The organism is Granulicella sp. S190 (genome assembly GCF_009766095.1).
Taxonomy (GTDB): Bacteria; Acidobacteriota; Terriglobia; order Terriglobales; family Acidobacteriaceae; genus Edaphobacter.
The window spans coordinates 278,690-297,195 of record NZ_LMUD01000002.1 but is presented as its reverse complement, the minus strand read 5'-3'; the positions used below and the strand labels follow the sequence as shown (position 1 = coordinate 297,195).

Annotated in this window: 17 protein-coding genes and 2 tRNA genes; 9 read left to right on the top strand and 10 right to left on the bottom strand. The window is 54.7% G+C overall.

The annotated features are described in order from the left end of the window. The first annotated feature begins 201 nt into the window (after window positions 1-201). The 7 genes from GSQ94_RS01160 (at window position 202) to GSQ94_RS01130 (ending at window position 7,419) form a co-directional block, all read left to right on the top strand. Window positions 202-1,020: an SDR family oxidoreductase gene (locus tag GSQ94_RS01160; protein ID WP_158941480.1), complete on the top strand. Its 819-nt coding sequence runs from the start codon at window positions 202-204 to the stop codon at window positions 1,018-1,020. 39 nt (window positions 1,021-1,059) lie between these two features. Next, a complete protein-coding gene (locus GSQ94_RS21215) occupies window positions 1,060-2,796 on the top strand; it encodes an FAD-dependent oxidoreductase (protein ID WP_305794707.1) in 1,737 nt (578 codons plus the stop codon). 63 nt (window positions 2,797-2,859) lie between these two features. Further along, complete coding sequence (locus GSQ94_RS01150) at window positions 2,860-3,864, top strand: zinc-dependent alcohol dehydrogenase family protein (protein ID WP_158941479.1); 1,005 nt, start codon at window positions 2,860-2,862, stop codon at window positions 3,862-3,864. A 72-nt stretch (window positions 3,865-3,936) separates the two neighbouring features. After that, window positions 3,937-4,734, top strand: a complete 798-nt coding sequence (locus GSQ94_RS01145; protein WP_158941478.1) for an enoyl-CoA hydratase/isomerase family protein — start codon at window positions 3,937-3,939, stop codon at window positions 4,732-4,734. A 29-nt stretch (window positions 4,735-4,763) separates the two neighbouring features. Beyond that, the gene (locus tag GSQ94_RS01140) at window positions 4,764-5,789 is read left to right on the top strand and encodes an NADP-dependent oxidoreductase (RefSeq protein ID WP_158941477.1); all 1,026 of its coding nucleotides are present in this window, start codon (window positions 4,764-4,766) and stop codon (window positions 5,787-5,789) included. Window positions 5,790-5,884: 95 nt separating this feature from the next. After that, window positions 5,885-6,820, top strand: a complete 936-nt coding sequence (locus GSQ94_RS01135; RefSeq protein WP_158941476.1) for a ketopantoate reductase family protein — start codon at window positions 5,885-5,887, stop codon at window positions 6,818-6,820. 80 nt (window positions 6,821-6,900) lie between these two features. Then, window positions 6,901-7,419 carry a DUF302 domain-containing protein gene (locus GSQ94_RS01130; protein ID WP_158941475.1) on the top strand — a complete coding sequence of 173 codons (519 nt, stop codon included), beginning with the start codon at window positions 6,901-6,903 and terminating at the stop codon, window positions 7,417-7,419. Between the two features lie 95 nt (window positions 7,420-7,514). Here the strand turns inward: GSQ94_RS01130 and GSQ94_RS01125 are convergent, their stop codons facing one another. The 3 genes from GSQ94_RS01125 to GSQ94_RS01120 all read right to left on the bottom strand — a co-directional run bounded on the left by GSQ94_RS01125 (window position 7,515) and on the right by GSQ94_RS01120 (window position 10,225). Next, window positions 7,515-8,867 (bottom strand): chromosome partitioning protein ParB, encoded by a 1,353-nt coding sequence (locus GSQ94_RS01125; RefSeq protein WP_254063542.1) that lies wholly within the window; start codon window positions 8,865-8,867, stop codon window positions 7,515-7,517. After that, window positions 8,755-9,174, bottom strand: coding sequence for a hypothetical protein (locus GSQ94_RS21210; protein WP_254063509.1), 420 nt, complete (start codon window positions 9,172-9,174; stop codon window positions 8,755-8,757). Before GSQ94_RS21210 ends, GSQ94_RS01125 begins: the two co-directional genes overlap by 113 nt. A gap of 103 nt (window positions 9,175-9,277) precedes the next feature. Further along, window positions 9,278-10,225 (bottom strand): LysR substrate-binding domain-containing protein, encoded by a 948-nt coding sequence (locus GSQ94_RS01120; RefSeq protein ID WP_158941473.1) that lies wholly within the window; start codon window positions 10,223-10,225, stop codon window positions 9,278-9,280. 302 nt (window positions 10,226-10,527) lie between these two features. On the opposite strand from GSQ94_RS01120, the gene GSQ94_RS01115 reads away from it, so the two are divergent. Further along, on the top strand, window positions 10,528-10,782 hold the full coding sequence (locus tag GSQ94_RS01115; protein WP_158941472.1) for a helix-turn-helix domain-containing protein: 255 nt from the start codon (window positions 10,528-10,530) through the stop codon (window positions 10,780-10,782). Between the two features lie 271 nt (window positions 10,783-11,053). Further along, the gene (locus GSQ94_RS01110) at window positions 11,054-12,058 is read left to right on the top strand and encodes a site-specific integrase (protein ID WP_158941471.1); all 1,005 of its coding nucleotides are present in this window, start codon (window positions 11,054-11,056) and stop codon (window positions 12,056-12,058) included. A 78-nt stretch (window positions 12,059-12,136) separates the two neighbouring features. Here GSQ94_RS01110 and GSQ94_RS01105 read toward each other — a convergent pair. The 7 genes from GSQ94_RS01105 to GSQ94_RS01075 form a co-directional block, all read right to left on the bottom strand. Further along, window positions 12,137-12,213, bottom strand: a tRNA-Asp gene (locus GSQ94_RS01105). Window positions 12,214-12,409: 196 nt separating this feature from the next. Beyond that, window positions 12,410-12,778, bottom strand: coding sequence for a metal-sensitive transcriptional regulator (locus GSQ94_RS01100; protein WP_158941470.1), 369 nt, complete (start codon window positions 12,776-12,778; stop codon window positions 12,410-12,412). Then, window positions 12,759-15,209, bottom strand: a complete 2,451-nt coding sequence (locus tag GSQ94_RS01095) for a heavy metal translocating P-type ATPase (protein WP_158941469.1) — start codon at window positions 15,207-15,209, stop codon at window positions 12,759-12,761. Before GSQ94_RS01095 ends, GSQ94_RS01100 begins: the two co-directional genes overlap by 20 nt. Before the next feature lie 15 nt (window positions 15,210-15,224). Next, entirely contained in the window at window positions 15,225-15,620 is a 396-nt protein-coding gene (locus tag GSQ94_RS21025; RefSeq protein WP_216842981.1) for a heavy-metal-associated domain-containing protein, read from the bottom strand. A 186-nt stretch (window positions 15,621-15,806) separates the two neighbouring features. Beyond that, window positions 15,807-15,883, bottom strand: a tRNA-Val gene (locus GSQ94_RS01085). Window positions 15,884-15,965: 82 nt separating this feature from the next. Further along, window positions 15,966-17,174 carry a DUF5009 domain-containing protein gene (locus GSQ94_RS01080; RefSeq protein ID WP_158941467.1) on the bottom strand — a complete coding sequence of 403 codons (1,209 nt, stop codon included), beginning with the start codon at window positions 17,172-17,174 and terminating at the stop codon, window positions 15,966-15,968. A gap of 29 nt (window positions 17,175-17,203) precedes the next feature. Beyond that, window positions 17,204-18,397 carry a glycoside hydrolase family 18 protein gene (locus GSQ94_RS01075; protein WP_158941466.1) on the bottom strand — a complete coding sequence of 398 codons (1,194 nt, stop codon included), beginning with the start codon at window positions 18,395-18,397 and terminating at the stop codon, window positions 17,204-17,206. Window positions 18,398-18,506: the final 109 nt, after the last annotated feature.

Below are 18,506 nucleotides of genomic sequence, written 5' to 3'. Positions count from 1 at the left end.
CGACACGGTGCTCGTGAAGAAACGCAAATTCTTGTAAAGCAGCACCCATTGTCTCTGCTGATCCGAATGAATCGCCGAGCGGGTCTCGCCGAATGCTCCGTTAACAAAGATTTGCGCTTTTTTTCCCTTGGATGGCAGTAGTGGAGGGTCAGACTTCATTCAAGGCTTCCGTTCCTACGAGCCTCCATAAGGAACCTGACAATGGTAGACAAAAGTGCTCTCGGTACAGCTGTCATCACAGGCGCATCGTCGGGCATCGGCGCAGTCTACGCCGAGAGGCTGGCACAGCGGGGATACGATCTGATCCTGGTGTCCCGAGACCGGGTCAAACTAGAATCTGGCGCGACACACATCGCTAACAGCACGGGCCGATCCGTGCGAGTCCTGCCCACCGATCTCACTGAATGCTATGACATCACCTGCATTGAGGAGTTGCTTCGGTCCGATTCTTCGATCACGATGCTAGTCAATAATGCTGGGTTCGGGTCGACCGCTTCAGTCTTGGAAGCAGATGCCGACCGGATGCAGGCTCTCATCAACCTCAATGTCACCGCGCTTACACGGCTTACCTACGCAGTAGTTCCTCAATTCGTCCAACGCGGTCACGGGACGATCATTAATATCTCTTCCATCGTCGCGATTGCGCCCGAACTTCTGAACGGCGTCTACGGCGGCTCGAAGGCCTTTGTGCTCGCCTTTACTCAATCTCTGCATCATGAATTGCAGGCAAAAGGTGTTCGCGTTCAAGCGGTACTGCCGCCAGGGACTCGCACGCAATTCTTTTCGGTCGCGGGAACGCCTATCGAAACGATGACCGAGGAACGACGCAATCGCCTGATGTCACCTGAAGACCTCGTCGATGCTGCGCTCGCCGGACTCGATCAAGGGGAACTCGTTACTCTCCCGTCGTTGCCTGATAAGGCCGAGTGGGAGGAATACGAGGCAGCTCGCCAGAGAATGATTCCGAATCTCCTTCGTCCAGAGCCAGCGGAGCGCTACCGAAGCGCGCCGCAGGCCTAACTTCCGCGCAAGCGTCCAGTTCACGCCCTACTTACAGGCATGAATCAGACCGCGCTCATCAACCCGTTCGCTGAGGAGTTCGACATGCAGGAAGATCCGATCCTTACACCGCAACAGATTGCGCGCATCGAGCAGTTCGCAACACACCGCACAGCAGAGGTGGGAGAGATCCTCTTTGACGCCTCAGACCTTGATATACCGTTCTTCCTTGTCCTCAGCGGAAGCATCGCGATTGTGCAGCCCTTGGAAGATGAGGAGAAGAAGGTGGCTACCAGAGGGGCCGGCCAGTTCACAGGCGAGATGACGATGATCTCAGGACGGAGATCAATCTTTCGGGGTCGTGTGACAGAGGCGGCCGAACTGCTCGTTGTTCCCGGTGATCGACTGCGTTCGTTGATCTCACGAGATGCAGAACTAGGCGAGCTGATCATGGCAGCGTTCGTAACGCGCCGCTCCACGTTGATAGAAGGAGGCGACGGGAACGTCGTCCTCCTTGGGACACCGGATTCTTCCAATACGCTGGCACTCCGCGAGTTCCTCACTCGAAATGGACACCCGTTCACTTACATCGACCTCGAAACAGATAGTTCGGCTAGCGACCTCCTGCGCAGGTTCTCTGTGGGCATGGGGGACATTCCAATCGTAGTCTGCAACAACCGGCATGTGCTAAGAAACCCTTCCATCCGAGAACTTGCCCAATGCCTCGATCTAAATAGCAATATCGATCAAAATGCCGTCCGGGATCTAATTGTGATTGGCGCAGGTCCGGCAGGACTTGCCGCAGCGGTCTATGCTGCCTCGGAGGGTCTGAGCGTCCTGGTGATCGAAAAGAACGCTCCGGGGGGCCAAGCTGGCTCCAGTTCAAAGATTGAAAACTATCTCGGCTTCCCGATGGGGCTTTCGGGACAAGAATTGGCAAATCGAGCAATAGCGCAGGCCATCAAGTTCGGTGCGAAGCTGATGGTTGCTCAAACAGTCGTACATCTTGATTGCAACCGCAAACCCTATCGCGTTGTCCTCGACTCCGGCATGAAGTTTAGCGCGCGCGCGGTCATCATCGCGACCGGAGCACAGTATGCGCGTCTACCCATCGGCAACATTGAGGCTTTCACTGGCAGGGGTATTCACTACAACGCGACCTACATGGAAGCACAACTCTGCACTTCGGAAGAGGTCGTCGTGGTCGGCGGCGGTAACTCCGCAGGTCAGGCTGCTATCTTTCTCGCGCGAACGTGTGCGCACGTCCATATTGTTGTGCGTTCCAAGCGATTAGCAGACTCGATGTCACAGTATTTGGTTGATCGTATCGAGGAGAATCCTAAGATCGACATCCACTATCAAACGGAAATCATCGGGTTGCATGGGAACGCCCATCTTGAATCGATCGAGTGGCGCGACGGAAAGACCGGGGCTGTAAGCAGCCGTCCAATTCGCTATGTATTCGTGATGGCCGGAGCGTCTCCGCGAACGGAATGGCTGGAAGACTGCATTGCTCTCGATGAGAAGGGGTTCGTGCTGACCGGCTCCGACTTGCACGCTGGCACCTCGGATACTCTGTGGCCATTGACACGGGCTCCGCACATGTTGGAGACGAGTATGCCTGGCGTCTTCGCGGTTGGAGACAGTCGGTCGGGAAATGTGAAGCGCGTGGCATCGGCAGTTGGTGAGGGCTCTATCGCTATACATCTCGTGCATCGCTTCCTGGCCGAAACGGCGGACAGCGCCAATAGTTCGGTGGTTGAAGCGAACAAGCAATTCGCAATGGGAAAAGTTTAGACACTCGGCAGCTCAAGCCTGCCGTCCGCACTCATTAACGGTAAAGGATTCTCAGGAGAAGAAATGAAAGCACTCATCTTTAGCAACACCGGCGATCCCCACGAGGTACTGCAACTTGGAGAGCTTCCCGACCCCAAACCCGGAAAGGGAGAGGTGCTCGTACGTGTGGCGCTCAGCCCTATCAACCCATCCGATCTTCATATGATTCGGGGACGGTATGGCTATCAACCGGAATTGCCAGCGAGCCCTGGCGCGGAGGGCGTCGGAGTCGTTGAGCAACTCGGGGAAGGTGTCGAAACTCTTGCTCCCGGCAACCGGGTAATGTTTCTTCGTACATGGAACCTCTGGCGAGAGCTCGTCATATGTCGAGCAGAGGACCTATTTCCAATTCCTCTGACCTTGTCTGACGAAACCGCAGCTATCGCATATACCAACCCGGTGACCGCATGGGCGCTCACTCGCTCCAGCCATAATCTTCAGGAAGGCGATTGGCTCCTTCAGACGGCGGCTGCCTCAAGCGTGGGCAAGCTTGTCCTGCAGCTAGCTCAGGTTCACAAGTTTCGAACGATCAATGTGGTGCGTCGGCGAGAACAAGAAAAGATCGTCCGGTCTTTAGGCGGGGACGAGGTCGTTTGTACCGCAGACGAGGATTTGCGCAGCCGCATTACCGAACTAACCGATGGCCGCGGCGTTGCCCACGCGATTGATTGCGTCGCCGGAGAGCTTGGAGCTGAAGTGACACGGGGTCTCGCTCTCGGAGGAACACTCTTTGTCTATGGAGCACTCTCTACGCATCGACAGACTGATCCGGCCAAATTCACGATGCCGATCTTCAGCCCGAGACTGATCTATTCCACCGCGAAGGTGCAAGGTTGGTGGATAGTACGTTGGGCCGCCGCGCAGCCCACATCCGTATTGCGAGCTTGTGTCGGGGAGATTCTATCTTTGCTCGGCTCCGGAACACTCACAGTGCCAGAGGTGCGCGTGTTTCCAGCTAGCGAGTATCGAGCCGCGCTACGTGTCGCAGATGGCGATGCGGGAGACAAAAAGATCCTTGTACGCTTCTGAGTATGTCGAAACCCACAGGTCCCGATGATGTAAGGTCTTCGCCGTCCAGCACCGTATCCCGGAGGTTAACGTATGCCGTTTGCGCATCTAGCGATTGGCGGCTCGATCGCCACAATTTCTCTCGATCATCCGAAGGGCAACCGTATCAACTTCGCCATGCGTGAAGACCTGCTCACGACAATTCGTCAGGTCGCGGTCAGCGATGTTCGCGTCCTCGTGATTCGCGCAGAAGGTGACGATTTCTGTTTAGGTGGCGATGTACATGACTGGCCGGGCATTCCGGCACGCGAGTTGCGCCCCAAGATCGAGACATTTGCGGAGGCGTTGAATCAGCTAGAGGGACTATCGATTCCGACAGTTGCGGTCGTGCAGGGACGCTGCATGGGAGGCGGCCTGGAGCTCATCCTGAGCTGCGACTTGGTTGTCGCCACCGAATCCGCAGTGTTCAGTTGCCCGGAAGCGTTGCTCGGCATCGTTACCTTGCAGGGCGGAGTCATCCAGCTTGCAGAGCGCATCGGTCGCGCCCGTGCGCTCGAATTTGCATTTCTCAGCGATCTGCATAGTGCCGACGAGATGGCGCGACTCAATTTAATCAATCGCGTTGTTCCTGACGACCAACTCGAAGACGCATGCCGAGCCCTTGCAGACAGGCTTGCATCCGGGCCTCCAGCTGCTTACGCCACGACGAAACTTCTGATGCGAACATGGGCTGCGGGCGGGCTCGCTGCGGCGCGGTCGATTCTGTACGACGTTTCTATGCCTCTATTTGAGGCGGACGAAGTTCAGACAGTTCTACAAGGAGCCTCTGCTGCTGCCAAGGAAGGCAGGCCGTTTCCAAAGCATGAGTTTAGCCAGCCTAGAACGCTATGAGCGAAGCGGTAGAACAATGGAGGCATCGAATGACAAACGCCATGGGACGCAAGATTGTTTTGGTAGCCAGGCCTCACGGCACGGTTACGCTAGATGACTTTCGCTCCGAGGATTTTGCACCTCGTGATCTGAAGGCAGGCGAGCTTCTGCTTGAAGTGAAGTATCTGTCGCTCGATCCTTATATGCGTAGTCGTATGGACGACCGGAAATCCTACGCAGAACCATTGAAGATCGGCGAAACCATGCGAGGTGAAAGTGTCAGCACCGTGCTTGCCTCCGAGAACTCTGCTTATCGTGCTGGCGACTTCGTCCTGGCCCATACAGGCTGGCAGACGCACGCTGTCTTAGCAGGAGACAGCGTACGAAAGATCGATTCTCAACTGGCTCCCGTGACCACAAGGCTCGGCGTCCTGGGAATGCCCGGGTTTACCGCCTACGCGGGAATGATGGCAATTGGGAAACCCGCCCGAGGGGAGACCGTGGTCGTAGCGGCCGCAAGTGGGCCGGTCGGATCATTAGTGGGCCAGCTTGCTCAACTCTCTGGAGCTCGTGCGGTCGGCATCGCGGGTGGCAGTGCAAAGTGCGCTTATCTCCGAGATGAACTCCACTTTGACGCCACGGTCGATCACGGGGCCAAAGACTTTGGTAAGGCACTCGCGTCCGCCTGTCCCTCTGGCATCGATGTCTATTTTGAAAACGTGGGCGGACCTATATGGCATTCCGTCCTTCCCCTTCTTAATCGTTTCGCCCGTGTACCGGTGTGTGGACTCGTGGCTGAATACGATGCCAACAATAGCGATCGACCCCAAGACTATTTGCCGGCGACGATGAGACAGATTCTCAATCAGCGCATGCTCATCCAAGGATTCTTGAACTACGACCTAATGGAGCGGTATTACGACGATTTCATTAAAGATGTTTCCGCGTGGATCGCCGAAGGCAGGGTCAAGTACAAGGAAGACATTGTCGAGGGTCTCGAAAACGCGCCGCAAGCGTTTATCGGGATGCTCGCGGGCCGGAACTTTGGCAAACTTCTAGTCCATGTGGCTCACTGATCTCTGCCGCTGGATGGGCATTCGCAGCTCACTCGCAGTACCGATTCACGAAAGTTCCAAGTCTGATCGAAACGTTTGTCGACCGAGGTAAATTGATGCGAGTTCTAGTTGTAGGTGCTGGTGCGGTGGGGGGCTACTTCGGTGCGCGTCTGACCCAGGCAGGCCGGGACATCACGTTTCTCGTTCGGGGTGAGCGAGCCAAACAACTGAACACCGACGGCATCCGTGTCGTGAGTCCCCATGGAGATCTCACCATGCCGGTGAAAGTCGTGCTAGCAGACCAACTCAAGAAACCTTTCGACATCATCTTTCTAAGCATGAAAGGCTTCGCGCTGGACCAGGCAATGAATGATTTTGCGATAGCCGTTGGTCCCAATACAACGATTCTTCCCATTCTCAATGGTATGCGTCACATGGAGACCTTGAGCAGTCGATTCGGCGAGGAGGCTCTCATTGGCGGAGTTTGCATGGTGTCAACGGAAATGGACAAAGATGGACGGATCGTGCAGTTGTCGGAAGTACAAAAGCTCTCCTACGGAGAACTAAATCGACAGATCACTCCTCGAACCGAACAAACGGACGAGGTGTTTCGAGGCGCCGGCTTCGACACTCAATTGTCCACGGATATCGTCCAGGGCATGTGGGAGAAGTGGGTGCAGCTTGCGGCAGCGGGAGCGATAACGTGCCTCATGCGCGGTGATATTGGCGAGGTGGCGAGAGCGCCGGGAGGCATTGAGTTTTCCCGCGCCATATTGTTGGAATGCATAGCGATCGCCACAGTTTGTGGGCACAGACCGACGCCGCAATTTCAACAGCAACAGATTGCCACGCTGACGGCAGAGGATTCCAAGTTCACCACATCTCTCTATCGGGATCTGCTCCGGAGCAACCATATTGAGGTGGACGCCATTCTCGGAGACCTCCTCAAACATGCGCAAGCGCACAGTGTTGAGGCGACGTTATTGCGGGCGGCGTATACCCATCTCTCCGTATACGAAAACCGTAAGCAACAATCGCCTCGGGGAGCATAGTTTGCTTTGGACTGGAACGGGCGTGCGACGCACAACACACAAAAGTTTCGAGCGTTCGATCGCTCACAGAGAGGAAATATATGGAGACAGTAACAGCGGAACACCAGGTTCGACACGTCACCGTATCGACAGAAATGAAGTATGAATCCGTTAAGGCGAGAATCGAAGCGGAAGTCAATCGTCTGGATGACAGCTTCCGCCAGTTGCTTGCGGAGAACAAGATCGAGGAGCTGAGAGAGAAGTTGGAAGAAGCCTCCCGTCCACATGGTCTAATGATCCACTACGTTGCGACGCATGGAGACTGGCTCGCGCTGACTGGTAAGCGGCGGCGGGGTGTCGTTTATCACATTGGGAATGTCTTGATGGCTATTCGAATGACCCAACATGCATTTGGCGCGGGACTCTATGCTCCCCTCCGCCTGGCCGTCTATGAAAATGCCAGCGGTGGGACGAACTTTGAATACGATTTGCCCTCAACCCAATTTGGTTTGTTCCAGAATGCAAAGATCGATGAGGTGGCAAAGAAGCTCGACGCGAGATTGGTTGCCCTCATCGAAACGATCAGTTCGTATCCAAGCCCGTCGGGTGGGAGGACATAGGGGCTTCTGCGAAGCAGGAGCAACGTCCGGGGCGGGAAGGACGGGCGCGAAAATAGGGGTCTGCTGGCGCAGACCCCAAAGTGCTCTTGTATCCGTTAGGCTGTCTTCTTCAGTTTGGCTGTAGCGGTCTTCACTGGTACAGCTTTGCCATCGGCCTTCTTCTCCGCTTTGGCCTTCTCCCGCGCGGCGAAGTCTTTTCTAACGTTTGACGCGATGGCATCCACATTGACGCTGTAGTCCTTCGCGGCCTCGGCCAGAACGCGGTTGCTGTCCTGCCCAGAGGCCATCCGGAGCAGAATCGACATCTCCATGATGAGCCTTGTCAACGTGCCTTCGGGAGCGCGGCGCAAGTATGCTTGCATTGTCTTCGACAGTGTTTCTTCTTCTTTCTGTCCGCTGACATGATGCAACTTGGCGACGATCTCCACACGCGGAAGGTCGAGCTTGGCCGCCAGCATTAGAGCGACGTACAGCAACTCGCGTTTCATCGGGCGCACCGGGACGGCGTTCCCAATGGCCTCCAAGGTGCGAAACCCGGTCGCGCGGGCGACAGCTTCTTGCTTGCGTTCCCGCTCCCGTTCGGCCTTCCACTTGGCATCGTCTGCGCTGGTTTGCTTCTTTGGATGATGTACCGCGCAGTCTGGATTGGCGCAGACTTTATGCGTGGTTCCCTTGCCGCTACCTTCGGCAACGATAGCCTCAATGGTGAACTTACACACCTTATATTCTGGCCGCTGCGCATCTTCCTTGGTCTTCGGCTTGTCTTCCTGAATAGCAACGTACTTGCCACGCGGGAGAGCGGTGCTACCTTCCTGCGGTTTCTGATACCCGGTGCTGATTTGTACGAGCGTCGGCTTGGCGGCGAGAGTCTTGGCTAGGTGCCCATCGACCTTTGCCTGATAGCAATTGGGGTCGGTACATGCGTCCTGCTTGCCGAGGTCGGCAAACAGTAGCTTGTTGTGGCCTGTGCGTTTTGGGCAATCAACACAGCTCCCGGCGATGGCGATGAGATGAGCGTCCTTCTTATCGAACGGCGCATCCTTGAGGACAAGCAAGATGTTCTGCTCAATCCATGCTTGCAGATGCCGGACAGGGAGAATGATGCGCTTGGCTTTGCGGTCGCGAGTCGCACTCCACTCCTCCTGAAAGCATTCCTTCAACGCCTCTTCCTGTTTATCGAGCGGCAGCTTCGCCAGCAACAGCGCATGGCCAACGCCGATCTCTTCACGGTAGAACTCCTCTACGACAACCTCGGCCAACTCAGTCAACTTCAAGCGCGTGGCGACGTAAGCGGGCGGCTTACCGATCTTGGAGGCAATCTGCTCGATGCTGTATTTAGGTTCCTCCAAGTCGAGCAATGCTTTGAAGCTCCGCGCCTCTTCCAGAGGATGCACGTCGCGGCGCTGGAGGTCCAATCCAACCGGCTCCCCAACCGAGTACTCCGGCACCGAATAGCGCGCCGAAGAGTCCTGGGATAGCATCTTGAAATCTTCCCGACATCATGCGAATTCCAGCGAAGATGAGGCCGCCGAAACAGATAACAGCTCCCGCGTACACCGCGAACGTTTTGAACGTCCCCATGAGCGTCTGGGCTCCGGAGAAATCCATCGTTCCTTGAGCATGAGCGGCTGCGGCGAATGAAACCGCAATGGCGGTAGGTAGTAAGGTGCGCGCGATGGAAAGCAATCGTTGTTGAAGTATGCGGTGTCCTCGCCGGTTGCGAAGCAGGGACCTCAGGGGGCTAGTCTTGGGCATCTGATCCTCCGAACGGCTCGAATGTTCGCCGTCATGATTCGGAAGCTAACCGCCAAACGAATTGCCGTCCAAGACTTCGTGTCTATATCGCCATATCTTTTGTCTATGCCAACAGCTTCAACTGCTCAGGTCGAATAATTTCAGGCCGCTTCTTCTTGTTGCCATCCCGCCATCGCTGCGCAAGGGATCGTTCGATAAAGGGCAATGCAATATGGTCGGCTCTATTGTGGTGGACGAATGCGGTGTCGGCCGTCCAATTCACGCCCGCTATCGGTCTACTGGTCAGCCCGGGATCAAGAGGCGCCACTTGATCGATCAGCGCAAGCCCATAGCCCGACTTCACCATCCACTGGATGTCAGCCGGTGTATTCGCAGAACATGCTAGATTCATGGCAATCCCTACCTCTGCGAACATCTCGACGAGCCGTGAATGTGCGGACGGCTGAAGTTCGGGATCACGAAAGATCTTGATGCGATCCGCAATTTCATGAATGTCGAGTTGTGATTGCTGCGCGAGAGGATCGTCGCCACGTAAGCAAATCACGAGAGGCGACTGCGATATTTGTTGGGCATTGTAGATGTCGTTCTCTATTGGCATTGGCAGAATCGCGCAGTCCAAAGCACGCTGGTTGATTCGTTGAAGTACCTGAGCAGGATCGCCTCCCGTCAACTTGATTTCGCACCCGGGAAAGATGCCGCAATAGGTTTCACGAAAGGATTGCAAGATGTGACCGCTCACGAACGATGAAAAGCCCAGCCTCAGAGGGGGCACATCGCCGAGATAAACTGCCCGAGCCATCGCTACAAGTTCATCCCTGACCCTCAACGTCTCCTTCGCGTATGCCACGATCATCTCGCCGGCGAGTGTGACTCGCACTCCATCTCGACCACGATCAAAGATCGCGAACCCTATCTCTTCTTCTAAGTCTCGAATCTGCTTGCTAAGCGATGGCTGGGCCAAGAAAAGACGCTCAGCGGCACGGGTAAAGTTTGAGGTTTCCGCGACCGCGACAATGTATTTTAGGAGTCGAAATTCGAGGGAATCAGACATGGCCTTAGGTTCTCCGCTGGCTTGAGTCGATCCCACAGGCCCGAAGTGCAAAGCTGTGGATAAGGTCGTTCTATTTACATGTTTTGAGATCGAATCAGATTCGTCAAGAAGGTACGCACAGGTAACTAGGAACCAAAAAGTTCCTAGTTACCTGTGCCTCTTTTGGATCGCGATAGATAGAACCTTGGGCATTATAGAGAGGAAGTATTGGACTGTTTCTGCACCGAAAGGCAGTCTAGGAACCAATCGACTGTCCTCCTTTGCGAACATGATCGTCGAAATCTGCTTCACAAGGACTCGCGATGCATCCACAGCTTACCGATCGCAACTCGTTTGATGACGAGGACCTGAATCGCAGAAAACCGGCGTCCCCCGCGCGCGCGTTACCAGAACCGCTATTGGACTCTGATGAAGCCGCTTCCATCATGAAGATCCACCCGAAGACACTTCAGAAATTGGCACGCAAAGGAATTGTGCGCGGAGTCCATATTGGGAAGCTCTGGCGGTTTCGCGCGTCCGAGATCGAACAGTGGATCGATCGACAATTGGCAAGTTGAAAAATCAACAAAACATGTCGACCTCTGCCTGGCGTAGGGCTACCCTATAGGTAGCCATCCGTTTACGCCTGAGACAGGAGAAACAATGTCAAGGCGAACACGGTATCAACAAGGAAGCGTGCAACGCGAACGGCGGCGGAGCGGACCTGATGTATGGATCTTTCGGTGGTATGAGACCGGAACCGACGGCAAGAGTAAGTACCGTAAAGCAATCGTCGGCACGATCACAACCATCGCAAATGAAGCATCAGCCCTCAAAGCAGCTCAAGCGTTGCGCATCGACGCCAACCAAGAAACCCCCTCGGCAGGAACCGGGCCGAGTACGATTGCGATGCTCGTTGCACATTACAGGCTGAAGGAACTGGCCGGTGATCGTAACGGAAGAAAAGCGTTCTCGACGCGATCTGCCTATGAATGCAATCTGGAGAATTGGATTCTCCCTCGCTGGGGAGATCACACACTCGACCAGGTCAAGTCCGTAGCTGTTGAAGACTGGCTGGACGGCATTAGGCGGGCGAAGGGAACACGAGCCAAGATACGGAACCTCATGAGCGCACTCTTCACACACGCGATGCGATACGAATGGGCAGATCGAAATCCGATCAAACTCGTTCGGCAAAGCGCGAAGCGCGAGCGCATACCCGATGTTCTGGAACTCGTCGAAATTCAACTCCTGCTCAGTAAACTCGACGTTCGGGAACGGACGCTCGTTTTGCTGGACGCGGGGACGGGGCTTCGCGTCAGCGAACTCCTGGCCTTGCGATGGCGGGATGTGGACTTCGACAATCTTGAACTCAGTGTGACCCGTTCCATCTGGCATCAGGTGGTGGGAGACTGCAAAACGGAGACATCAGCTAAGCCGGTTCCGCTCGACAGCTATATGGCGGAGGACTTGCTGCGCTGGCGTCGCCAGAGTGCCTACCCACTGATTGACGATTATGTCTTCGCCAGCGAGACCATGCGGGGCAAGCAACCGTACTGGCCGGACAATCTGATGAAGCGCCATATCCGCCCGGTTGCGAAAGCAATCGGCATTCACAAACGAATCGGCTGGCATACTTTCCGCCATACTTTCGGCACGTTGTTGAAGGCGAATGGGGAAGATGTGAAGACGGTCCAGGAGCTTTTACGGCATGCCAACAGCAGGATCACGCTTGAGGTGTACACACAAGCGACGACCTCCAACAAGCGGGCCGCACAGAGCAAGGTTTTAAAGATGATGGTTCCGAATCTGGGTGAAACGAGGGGTGAAACACACCCTCAAAAGGTAGGGTAGGATGCTTATCGCACCCATATCAAACCTTAGACCTCTGTCTTTTTGGGGTCACCCATCATCCTAAGTGCTTTAGAATGATGGCGGGGACGACGGGGCTCGAACCCGCGACCTCTGCCGTGACAGGGCAGCGCTCTAACCAACTGAGCTACGTCCCCAAAGTGTCTTCGACTTGCAATTATCTCACATCGATTGAGCTCAGCTATAAGCCCATTCCTGAGTTGCAGCCTTCGAGTTTAGTCAGGACATGTAAGAGACCGAAGCGTGACCAAACAACAGATGTAAGTCTATCAGATCGTGGAGCACTTTTGTGTTTGTGATTTCAGTTTGAAGTTGTGGATGCCTGATCTTCTTTCAGCGCGCATTTTTGTAAATGAGTTCCAGTAACTCATCGTACATAGCCTCTCTCTCCTGGTTGGATCCAGAGCGAATGGCCTGAGTTGCGCAATGAGAGAGATGATTCCGCATCAGGGCTCGCGCCACCGCGCGCAGCGCCTCTTGCACGGAAGAAACCTGGGTCAGAATGTCGGCACAGTAGCGATCGTCCTCGACCATGCGTTGCAAGCCGCGGATCTGGCCCTCGAGCCGCCGCAACCGCCGCAGGTTGGAGGCCTTAATCTCGGGATCGACTCCTACCGCCTTGCGCACAGATTTGTCTGCCTCGCAACCGCAGGAGTCCATGATTGCCACACTCTGTTTCGGATTAGTTTTCTTCGACACCATATCTTCCCCAATCGAGCTTAAGCCGACGCAATCGCAAGCTGTTTGTAACCACACTGAAAGAACTGAGTGCCATGGCTGCGCTGGCGACGACGGGGCTCAACAGTAGCCCAAACGTTGGATAAAGGACCCCGGCAGCAATTGGAACTCCGATCAGGTTGTAGATGAAGGCCCAGAACAAATTCTGCCGCATCACTCTCATCGCGCCTCGCGAAAGCGCTACAGCCGCTATGACTCCGCTCAGGTCGCTTCGCATCAGCGTGACGTCCCCAGCCTCCATCGCAATATCTGCTCCGCTGGCCATCGTGAGGCCGACATCTGCCTGCGCGAGTGCGGGAGCATCGTTGACTCCATCACCGACCATGGCAACTACGCCATTCTCTGCCTGAAGGCGTCTGATCGCTTCCACTTTGCCAACAGGTAACACGCCAGCAATCACCTCGTCGATGCCGACTTGACGTGCAATCGCATGTGCAGTACGTTCGTTGTCGCCCGAAAGCATCACCACGCGGAACCCATCAACGCGCATGCGGTGAATAGCTTCGGTAGAGCTCGGTTTGATCTTGTCTGCAACGGCCAGGATTGCCGCCAACCTGCCGCCGACTGCAATCCACAAAGGAGTCTTTGCCTCCTCCGATAGTCGCTCTGCCGTAAATATCAACGGTCCTATGTTCACGCTGTGATTCTTCATCAGCTCGGAATTACCGATCAGTACGCTATCGCCATTGACGACTCCTGCTACGCCGAGGCCAGGAAAGGATTCGAACTCTTCTGCCTGGGGCAAAAGCAAGCCTCGCGCTTCAGCGTATCGAACAATTGCTTCACCCAGAGAGTGTTCACTTGCCCGTTCCAGGGCAGCAGCAAGGCGCAAAACATTTTCCTCGGCGAGCGTGACGTTCTGTGTTGGTGTGTCGTTGTCTTCAAGGGGAAGCAAAAGATCTGTAACCTCAAGTCTGCCCGTTGTGATGGTTCCCGTCTTATCGAGGACAATGGTGTTGATCTTCTCTAATCGCTGAAGAGCTTCCCCCCCTTTGATTAGGATTCCATAGTTGGCACCCCGCCCAGTCGCTACCATCACGGCCGTCGGAATAGCCAAACCCATAGCGCAGGGACAAGCGATGACCAACACAGTTACCGCAGCGGCGAGTGCCTGGACGATGCCCAAATGAGGAGCGAAGATCCGCCACGCGAAAGAGGTAACGATCGCAATCCCCAGCACCGTGGGTACAAACACTGCGCTGATGCGATCTGCAATGCGTTGAATCGGAGCGCGCGAGCCCTGAGCTTGTCGCAGGAGCCGCACAATCTGTGCCAGGGTGCTATCTGACCCCAAGCTGGTCGCTCTATATTGCAGGGAGCCACGTTGATTCAACGATCCTCCCGTTACCCTATCCCGCGCTATCTTCTCGATCGGCAAGGACTCGCCGGTGAGCATCGACTCGTCAACGCTGCTTTTTCCTGAGAGGACCTCACCATCGGTAGGTACCCTCTCGCCTGGGCGAACCAACACGATGTCTCCGCTCTGAATCGACGCAAGTGAAACTGAGTATTCAATGCCATCCCGCAGTATGGTCGCGGACTTGGGTTGCAACTGGGTAAGCTTTCGCAGTGCGCTTGATGTCTGTCCCTTTGCTCTGCTCTCCAGCATATTGCCCACCAGCACTAATCCGATGATCAGCGTGACAGCTTCGAAGTAGACGTCAGGAGCGACGCCGCGGGAAATAAAGAAACCAGGGGCGATTGTGCCGGCTGCTGAGTAAAGATACGCCGCGCCGGTGCCAAGTGCCACCAGGCTGTTCATGTCCGCCGTCTTATGCAGAAGAGCGGACCACGCTTTGGTGTAAAACCTGCGTCCCGCCCATCCCATAATGAATGTTGCAAGCGCAAAGAGAAACCAGCGAACTGTCTCAGCATGGAACTCGTAGATCCAGGGCAGTGTGCTATGCAACAACGGATCGATTACCCGCATGCTCCAGTTCAGCAGCGGATCTTTTACCCGCTCCATTCCTCGTTCGCGGTTCAACGACATCAGTGGCATGGACAGAATCATCGCAAGGGCTCCGGCGAGCAGGCTCACCACGGCCTTCAGCCGCAGCTGCCGGTACTCTTGCAGCTGCTGTTCGTCCTGCTCCTCCTGCTCTTCCAAGGCCGACCGGTGCAGCATGGGGGCCTCCGCACCATAACCGGTGGCACGAATGGCTTCGACCAACACAGAAGAAGAGGTAGTCTCTGGATCGAAGTGAACCGTTGCATTATGCAGCATCAGGTTGACTGTCGCGTCCCGCACCCCAGGTTGTTTAGTTAGTTCTTTCTGCAGAAAAGACTGGCAGGCTGCGCAGGTCATTCCTGTGACGGGAATAGTTACCTTCTCCTCGGGGACTTGAGAGACAACTTCGGTTTCGACTCTACCTCTATTTTTTAGGCTACTGAGCATAGCTTCCCATCGAAGTCACCGTTCAGCACGCGCAGCAAATCCGATCTGATTGACCACATCGGCGATCTTATCTGCGGTTATATCTTCGGGATGAAACGTGACCCTGGCGGATCCAACCTCAACCGAATTCACCTCTATACCTTCGGTCTTACCGAGAGCAGCAGTGACCCTGCGAACGCAGGCTCCGCAATGCATTCCTTCAATCGACAATACAAGCACTTCCTGCATATAACCTTCCCTCTCATAAATAGATGCAAATACCCCCCTGGGGTATGCAAAAAAGACTGTGGGTAGCCAAATTAGATGTAATAAAGGGCAATAGCCAATTTTAAGTGAAGACGAATCCTGATCTTGTAGGTACGACTCTCCGGGAGGATTGCCTGAGGCCAAAACCTCCTCGATGATTCGCATAGCCGACTGGAGTGGCCTCTGGAGCGCTCTGCCGAATGCCATCAAAACTGGGCGTATTCGGGGGAATTCATCATCAGTGCGTGATTTCTACTTTTGTGTCACTGGACGCCACCCAGCAATTAAATAAGAAACCCCGGCGTTTGCTGGGGTTTCTCGGTCTTAACTGGACAATCTTGGAAGTGTAATTGGTGGGCAGTGAGGGACTCGAACCCCCGACATCCTGCTTGTAAGGCAGGCGCTCTAACCAACTGAGCTAACCGCCCGTCGTGATTCTTTCGTACCTAAGATAGTGTATGGGAGGGATAGGGGTTGATGCAACGTGCTAGATGAGCGACCGCATGCCCTCTAGATCTGGAGCCGCAACTTCAATCTCGTCAGGAGTGCAGAGAGAGCAAGTATCAGAGCTGTGAAGATCATGCATCGGAGTACTCCGGGCAGGCCTATGTTGGCGTGTTTTGAAAAGTAGGTGAAGCCACACGCCGACGCGATGAAGAAATAGAAATCGGGGAGAAGATAGGTAAGCAGCGTATTCTCGCCGGCTGGTCGTGAGAATGCAGCCCAGCGAACCGCTCGCCTGACGTCGCAGACCCAAAAGAGCAGCGTAAATAACAGTACGCTGCAACCGATGCTGTAGAGACACCAGGTTGGGGTAGCGCGGATCTTTGAGATTCCTAGTGGAGTAAGCAGCCATCCAAGCAGGAGCGTTAAGACTCCGAACGAGATCGCCATTGCAGATTTGTGTTGAAGGGTAGCCTGTTTCCCCCCGCGGGTGTCAACGAAGATGCCCGAGATGACAACGCCAGCCAGAGCAATGGAAGCCATGGCGCCGTTGCCGAAGGGCCAGAGGTATAGCGGAAGACCGTGGGGAAATGTAATCCAGTTCCCGGTTGACCCAGCACACAGAGCCGTCATGGCGATGAACCACACGAGCGGTGCCCAGCGCCACCGCCGCGTTGCGAGGTACAGGAAGACGGTCGCGAGATAAGTCCAGCCTAGAAGTCCAAGAATTTCCGGGTAGGATGTACTAATCCATGCGGCATGTCCATCGGGAGTTGTTCTGCGGAAGATTGCGAACATTGCTACCATCAGTGCGATCCCGGAAAATCGTAGAAGTCGAAACAGGGTTTGGTAACGGGCGGAACGTCCGTATACGTTCCAATAAAGTACCGCGCCCGCGAGTGCAAGGATGGTCCATACCATTGGACCTATTCCCATCAGAGAACGACTTCCGAACTCTGCGTTTGCGAGGATAAGTCCGATGACGACTAACGCGATGGTACGCAGGATCACGTGAAGCCAAAGAGCTGGCACGGACGGATTTTTACGAAGGCGATGTTCCAGCGCAATTGGAATTGTCATTCCAAGGATGAATAAGAAAGCAGGGAAGACCATATCGACGTAGGTCATAGCATCGACCTTTGCGAGCGCGTGGTAGTTCCACCAAGGGAGACCCTTTACTTCAGCCAGTTCGTTGACAAAGATCATGAGAGTCATCGTGAGTCCGCGAAAGATATCGATGGATACGACGCGGTCGACGCGAACTGAACTGGCCATGCTCGTCGAAGGTACTTCCACTGCCAAACTCATCGGGACACCGTTTTCACCGCACGAGTATCTCCCAGACCGCTATTGATCGAATCAAGAAGCATGCTACCGGAGTCGCCGGTGTACTCCCAGAACATGACGCCAGCTAGTTTGTGGTCAAGCACGTATTCGCATTTCTTTGTCAGAGATTCGGGATCGTCGTAAGAGATGAAGGTTTGCGTGGCTTGGTTATAAAGATAGGGTGCGGAGGACTGTGTATCCCAATACCGTATGAAGCCGTTATTCTCCAAATTAATTAGGGAGCTATATGGAAGATAGGATCCAGGTACTTCTCTCCCGGGTTGAAACAGCCCGTGATTTTGATCTGGAACGTGCCCCCAGCTTTTTCCGTAGAATGGCAAGCCTAGCACCAGCTTTTCGGCGGGTACACCGGCGCTTTCATACTCGTGAACGGTGCGATCCGCAGAGATTTTCTTTGGGTCCACGGGGTTGGTGAAGAGGGGGGCATGATGTCCGGTCGTCTTGTCCCAGCTTGGCACGTAGTAGTCATAGGACATCAGGTTGACTGTGTCCACGTATCTCTGAACTTTAGCCATCTCCGTGTGATCGAGGAAATCATTCGAGGCACCAGTCGCAATGGAGGTCACGAGGTGACGGTGTAGACGCTTCTCTTCATGATCGAATCGGGCCCTCAGCTCCTTGAGAAGAAGTGTGTAGTTATGCTTATCTTCCGGGCGGAACGGGTGATTATCTCCAGGCATTCCGGGGTACTCCCAGTCGATGTCGAGGCCATCTAACTGGTATTTTTCGATGAACTTGACTGTACTTTCTATAAAGACTTTCCTGCCCTGTTTCGTGAGGGCCATCTCCGAAAAATTGCCCGACCACGTCCATCCGCCAATCGACACCAACAGAGTCAGGGAAGGGTTATCGCGTTTCAATGTGTTGAGGACTGCGAAGTTTTCAGCGTCATGTGGAAAGCCTTCGATGATCTGGCCCTTTTGCAGATCGGCAAAGGCGTAATTGATTCGCGTCAGTTTGCCTGCTGAAACCTCTCCTGGCGCTAAGATCCTATCTTTCGGAAAGATATACGCGATGATCTGTTTCTTCGCGGCGGAGGGTTCCGCTGCACGGAGGCTCATTGGGAAGCACAGTATCAAAATAAAAACACAAGACAACGAATGGCCAATGCGAACCAAACCCGGCTTAGACAAGTTGCGATGCTGTTTCATGCGTTTCCTATTCTCGACAGACAAACGAATCTGAGAATTCGCATCCGATGGAAAGTATCTGCAGAGCATTTCATCCTGTATGCGAAAAAAGAAGGACGGCGAAGGTCAT

Coding starts and splice junctions, on each gene's coding strand:
- GSQ94_RS01160 (WP_158941480.1), top strand. CDS start 202: ATGGTAGACAAAAGTGCTCTCGGTACAGCTGTCATCACAGGCGCATCG.
- GSQ94_RS21215 (WP_305794707.1), top strand. CDS start 1,060: ATGAATCAGACCGCGCTCATCAACCCGTTCGCTGAGGAGTTCGACATG.
- GSQ94_RS01150 (WP_158941479.1), top strand. CDS start 2,860: ATGAAAGCACTCATCTTTAGCAACACCGGCGATCCCCACGAGGTACTG.
- GSQ94_RS01145 (WP_158941478.1), top strand. CDS start 3,937: ATGCCGTTTGCGCATCTAGCGATTGGCGGCTCGATCGCCACAATTTCT.
- GSQ94_RS01140 (WP_158941477.1), top strand. CDS start 4,764: ATGACAAACGCCATGGGACGCAAGATTGTTTTGGTAGCCAGGCCTCAC.
- GSQ94_RS01135 (WP_158941476.1), top strand. CDS start 5,885: ATGCGAGTTCTAGTTGTAGGTGCTGGTGCGGTGGGGGGCTACTTCGGT.
- GSQ94_RS01130 (WP_158941475.1), top strand. CDS start 6,901: ATGGAGACAGTAACAGCGGAACACCAGGTTCGACACGTCACCGTATCG.
- GSQ94_RS21210 (WP_254063509.1), bottom strand. CDS start 9,174: ATGCCCAAGACTAGCCCCCTGAGGTCCCTGCTTCGCAACCGGCGAGGA.
- GSQ94_RS01120 (WP_158941473.1), bottom strand. CDS start 10,225: ATGTCTGATTCCCTCGAATTTCGACTCCTAAAATACATTGTCGCGGTC.
- GSQ94_RS01115 (WP_158941472.1), top strand. CDS start 10,528: ATGCATCCACAGCTTACCGATCGCAACTCGTTTGATGACGAGGACCTG.
- GSQ94_RS01100 (WP_158941470.1), bottom strand. CDS start 12,778: ATGGTGTCGAAGAAAACTAATCCGAAACAGAGTGTGGCAATCATGGAC.
- GSQ94_RS01095 (WP_158941469.1), bottom strand. CDS start 15,209: ATGCTCAGTAGCCTAAAAAATAGAGGTAGAGTCGAAACCGAAGTTGTC.
- GSQ94_RS21025 (WP_216842981.1), bottom strand. CDS start 15,620: ATGCGAATCATCGAGGAGGTTTTGGCCTCAGGCAATCCTCCCGGAGAG.
- GSQ94_RS01080 (WP_158941467.1), bottom strand. CDS start 17,174: ATGGCCAGTTCAGTTCGCGTCGACCGCGTCGTATCCATCGATATCTTT.
- GSQ94_RS01075 (WP_158941466.1), bottom strand. CDS start 18,397: ATGAAACAGCATCGCAACTTGTCTAAGCCGGGTTTGGTTCGCATTGGC.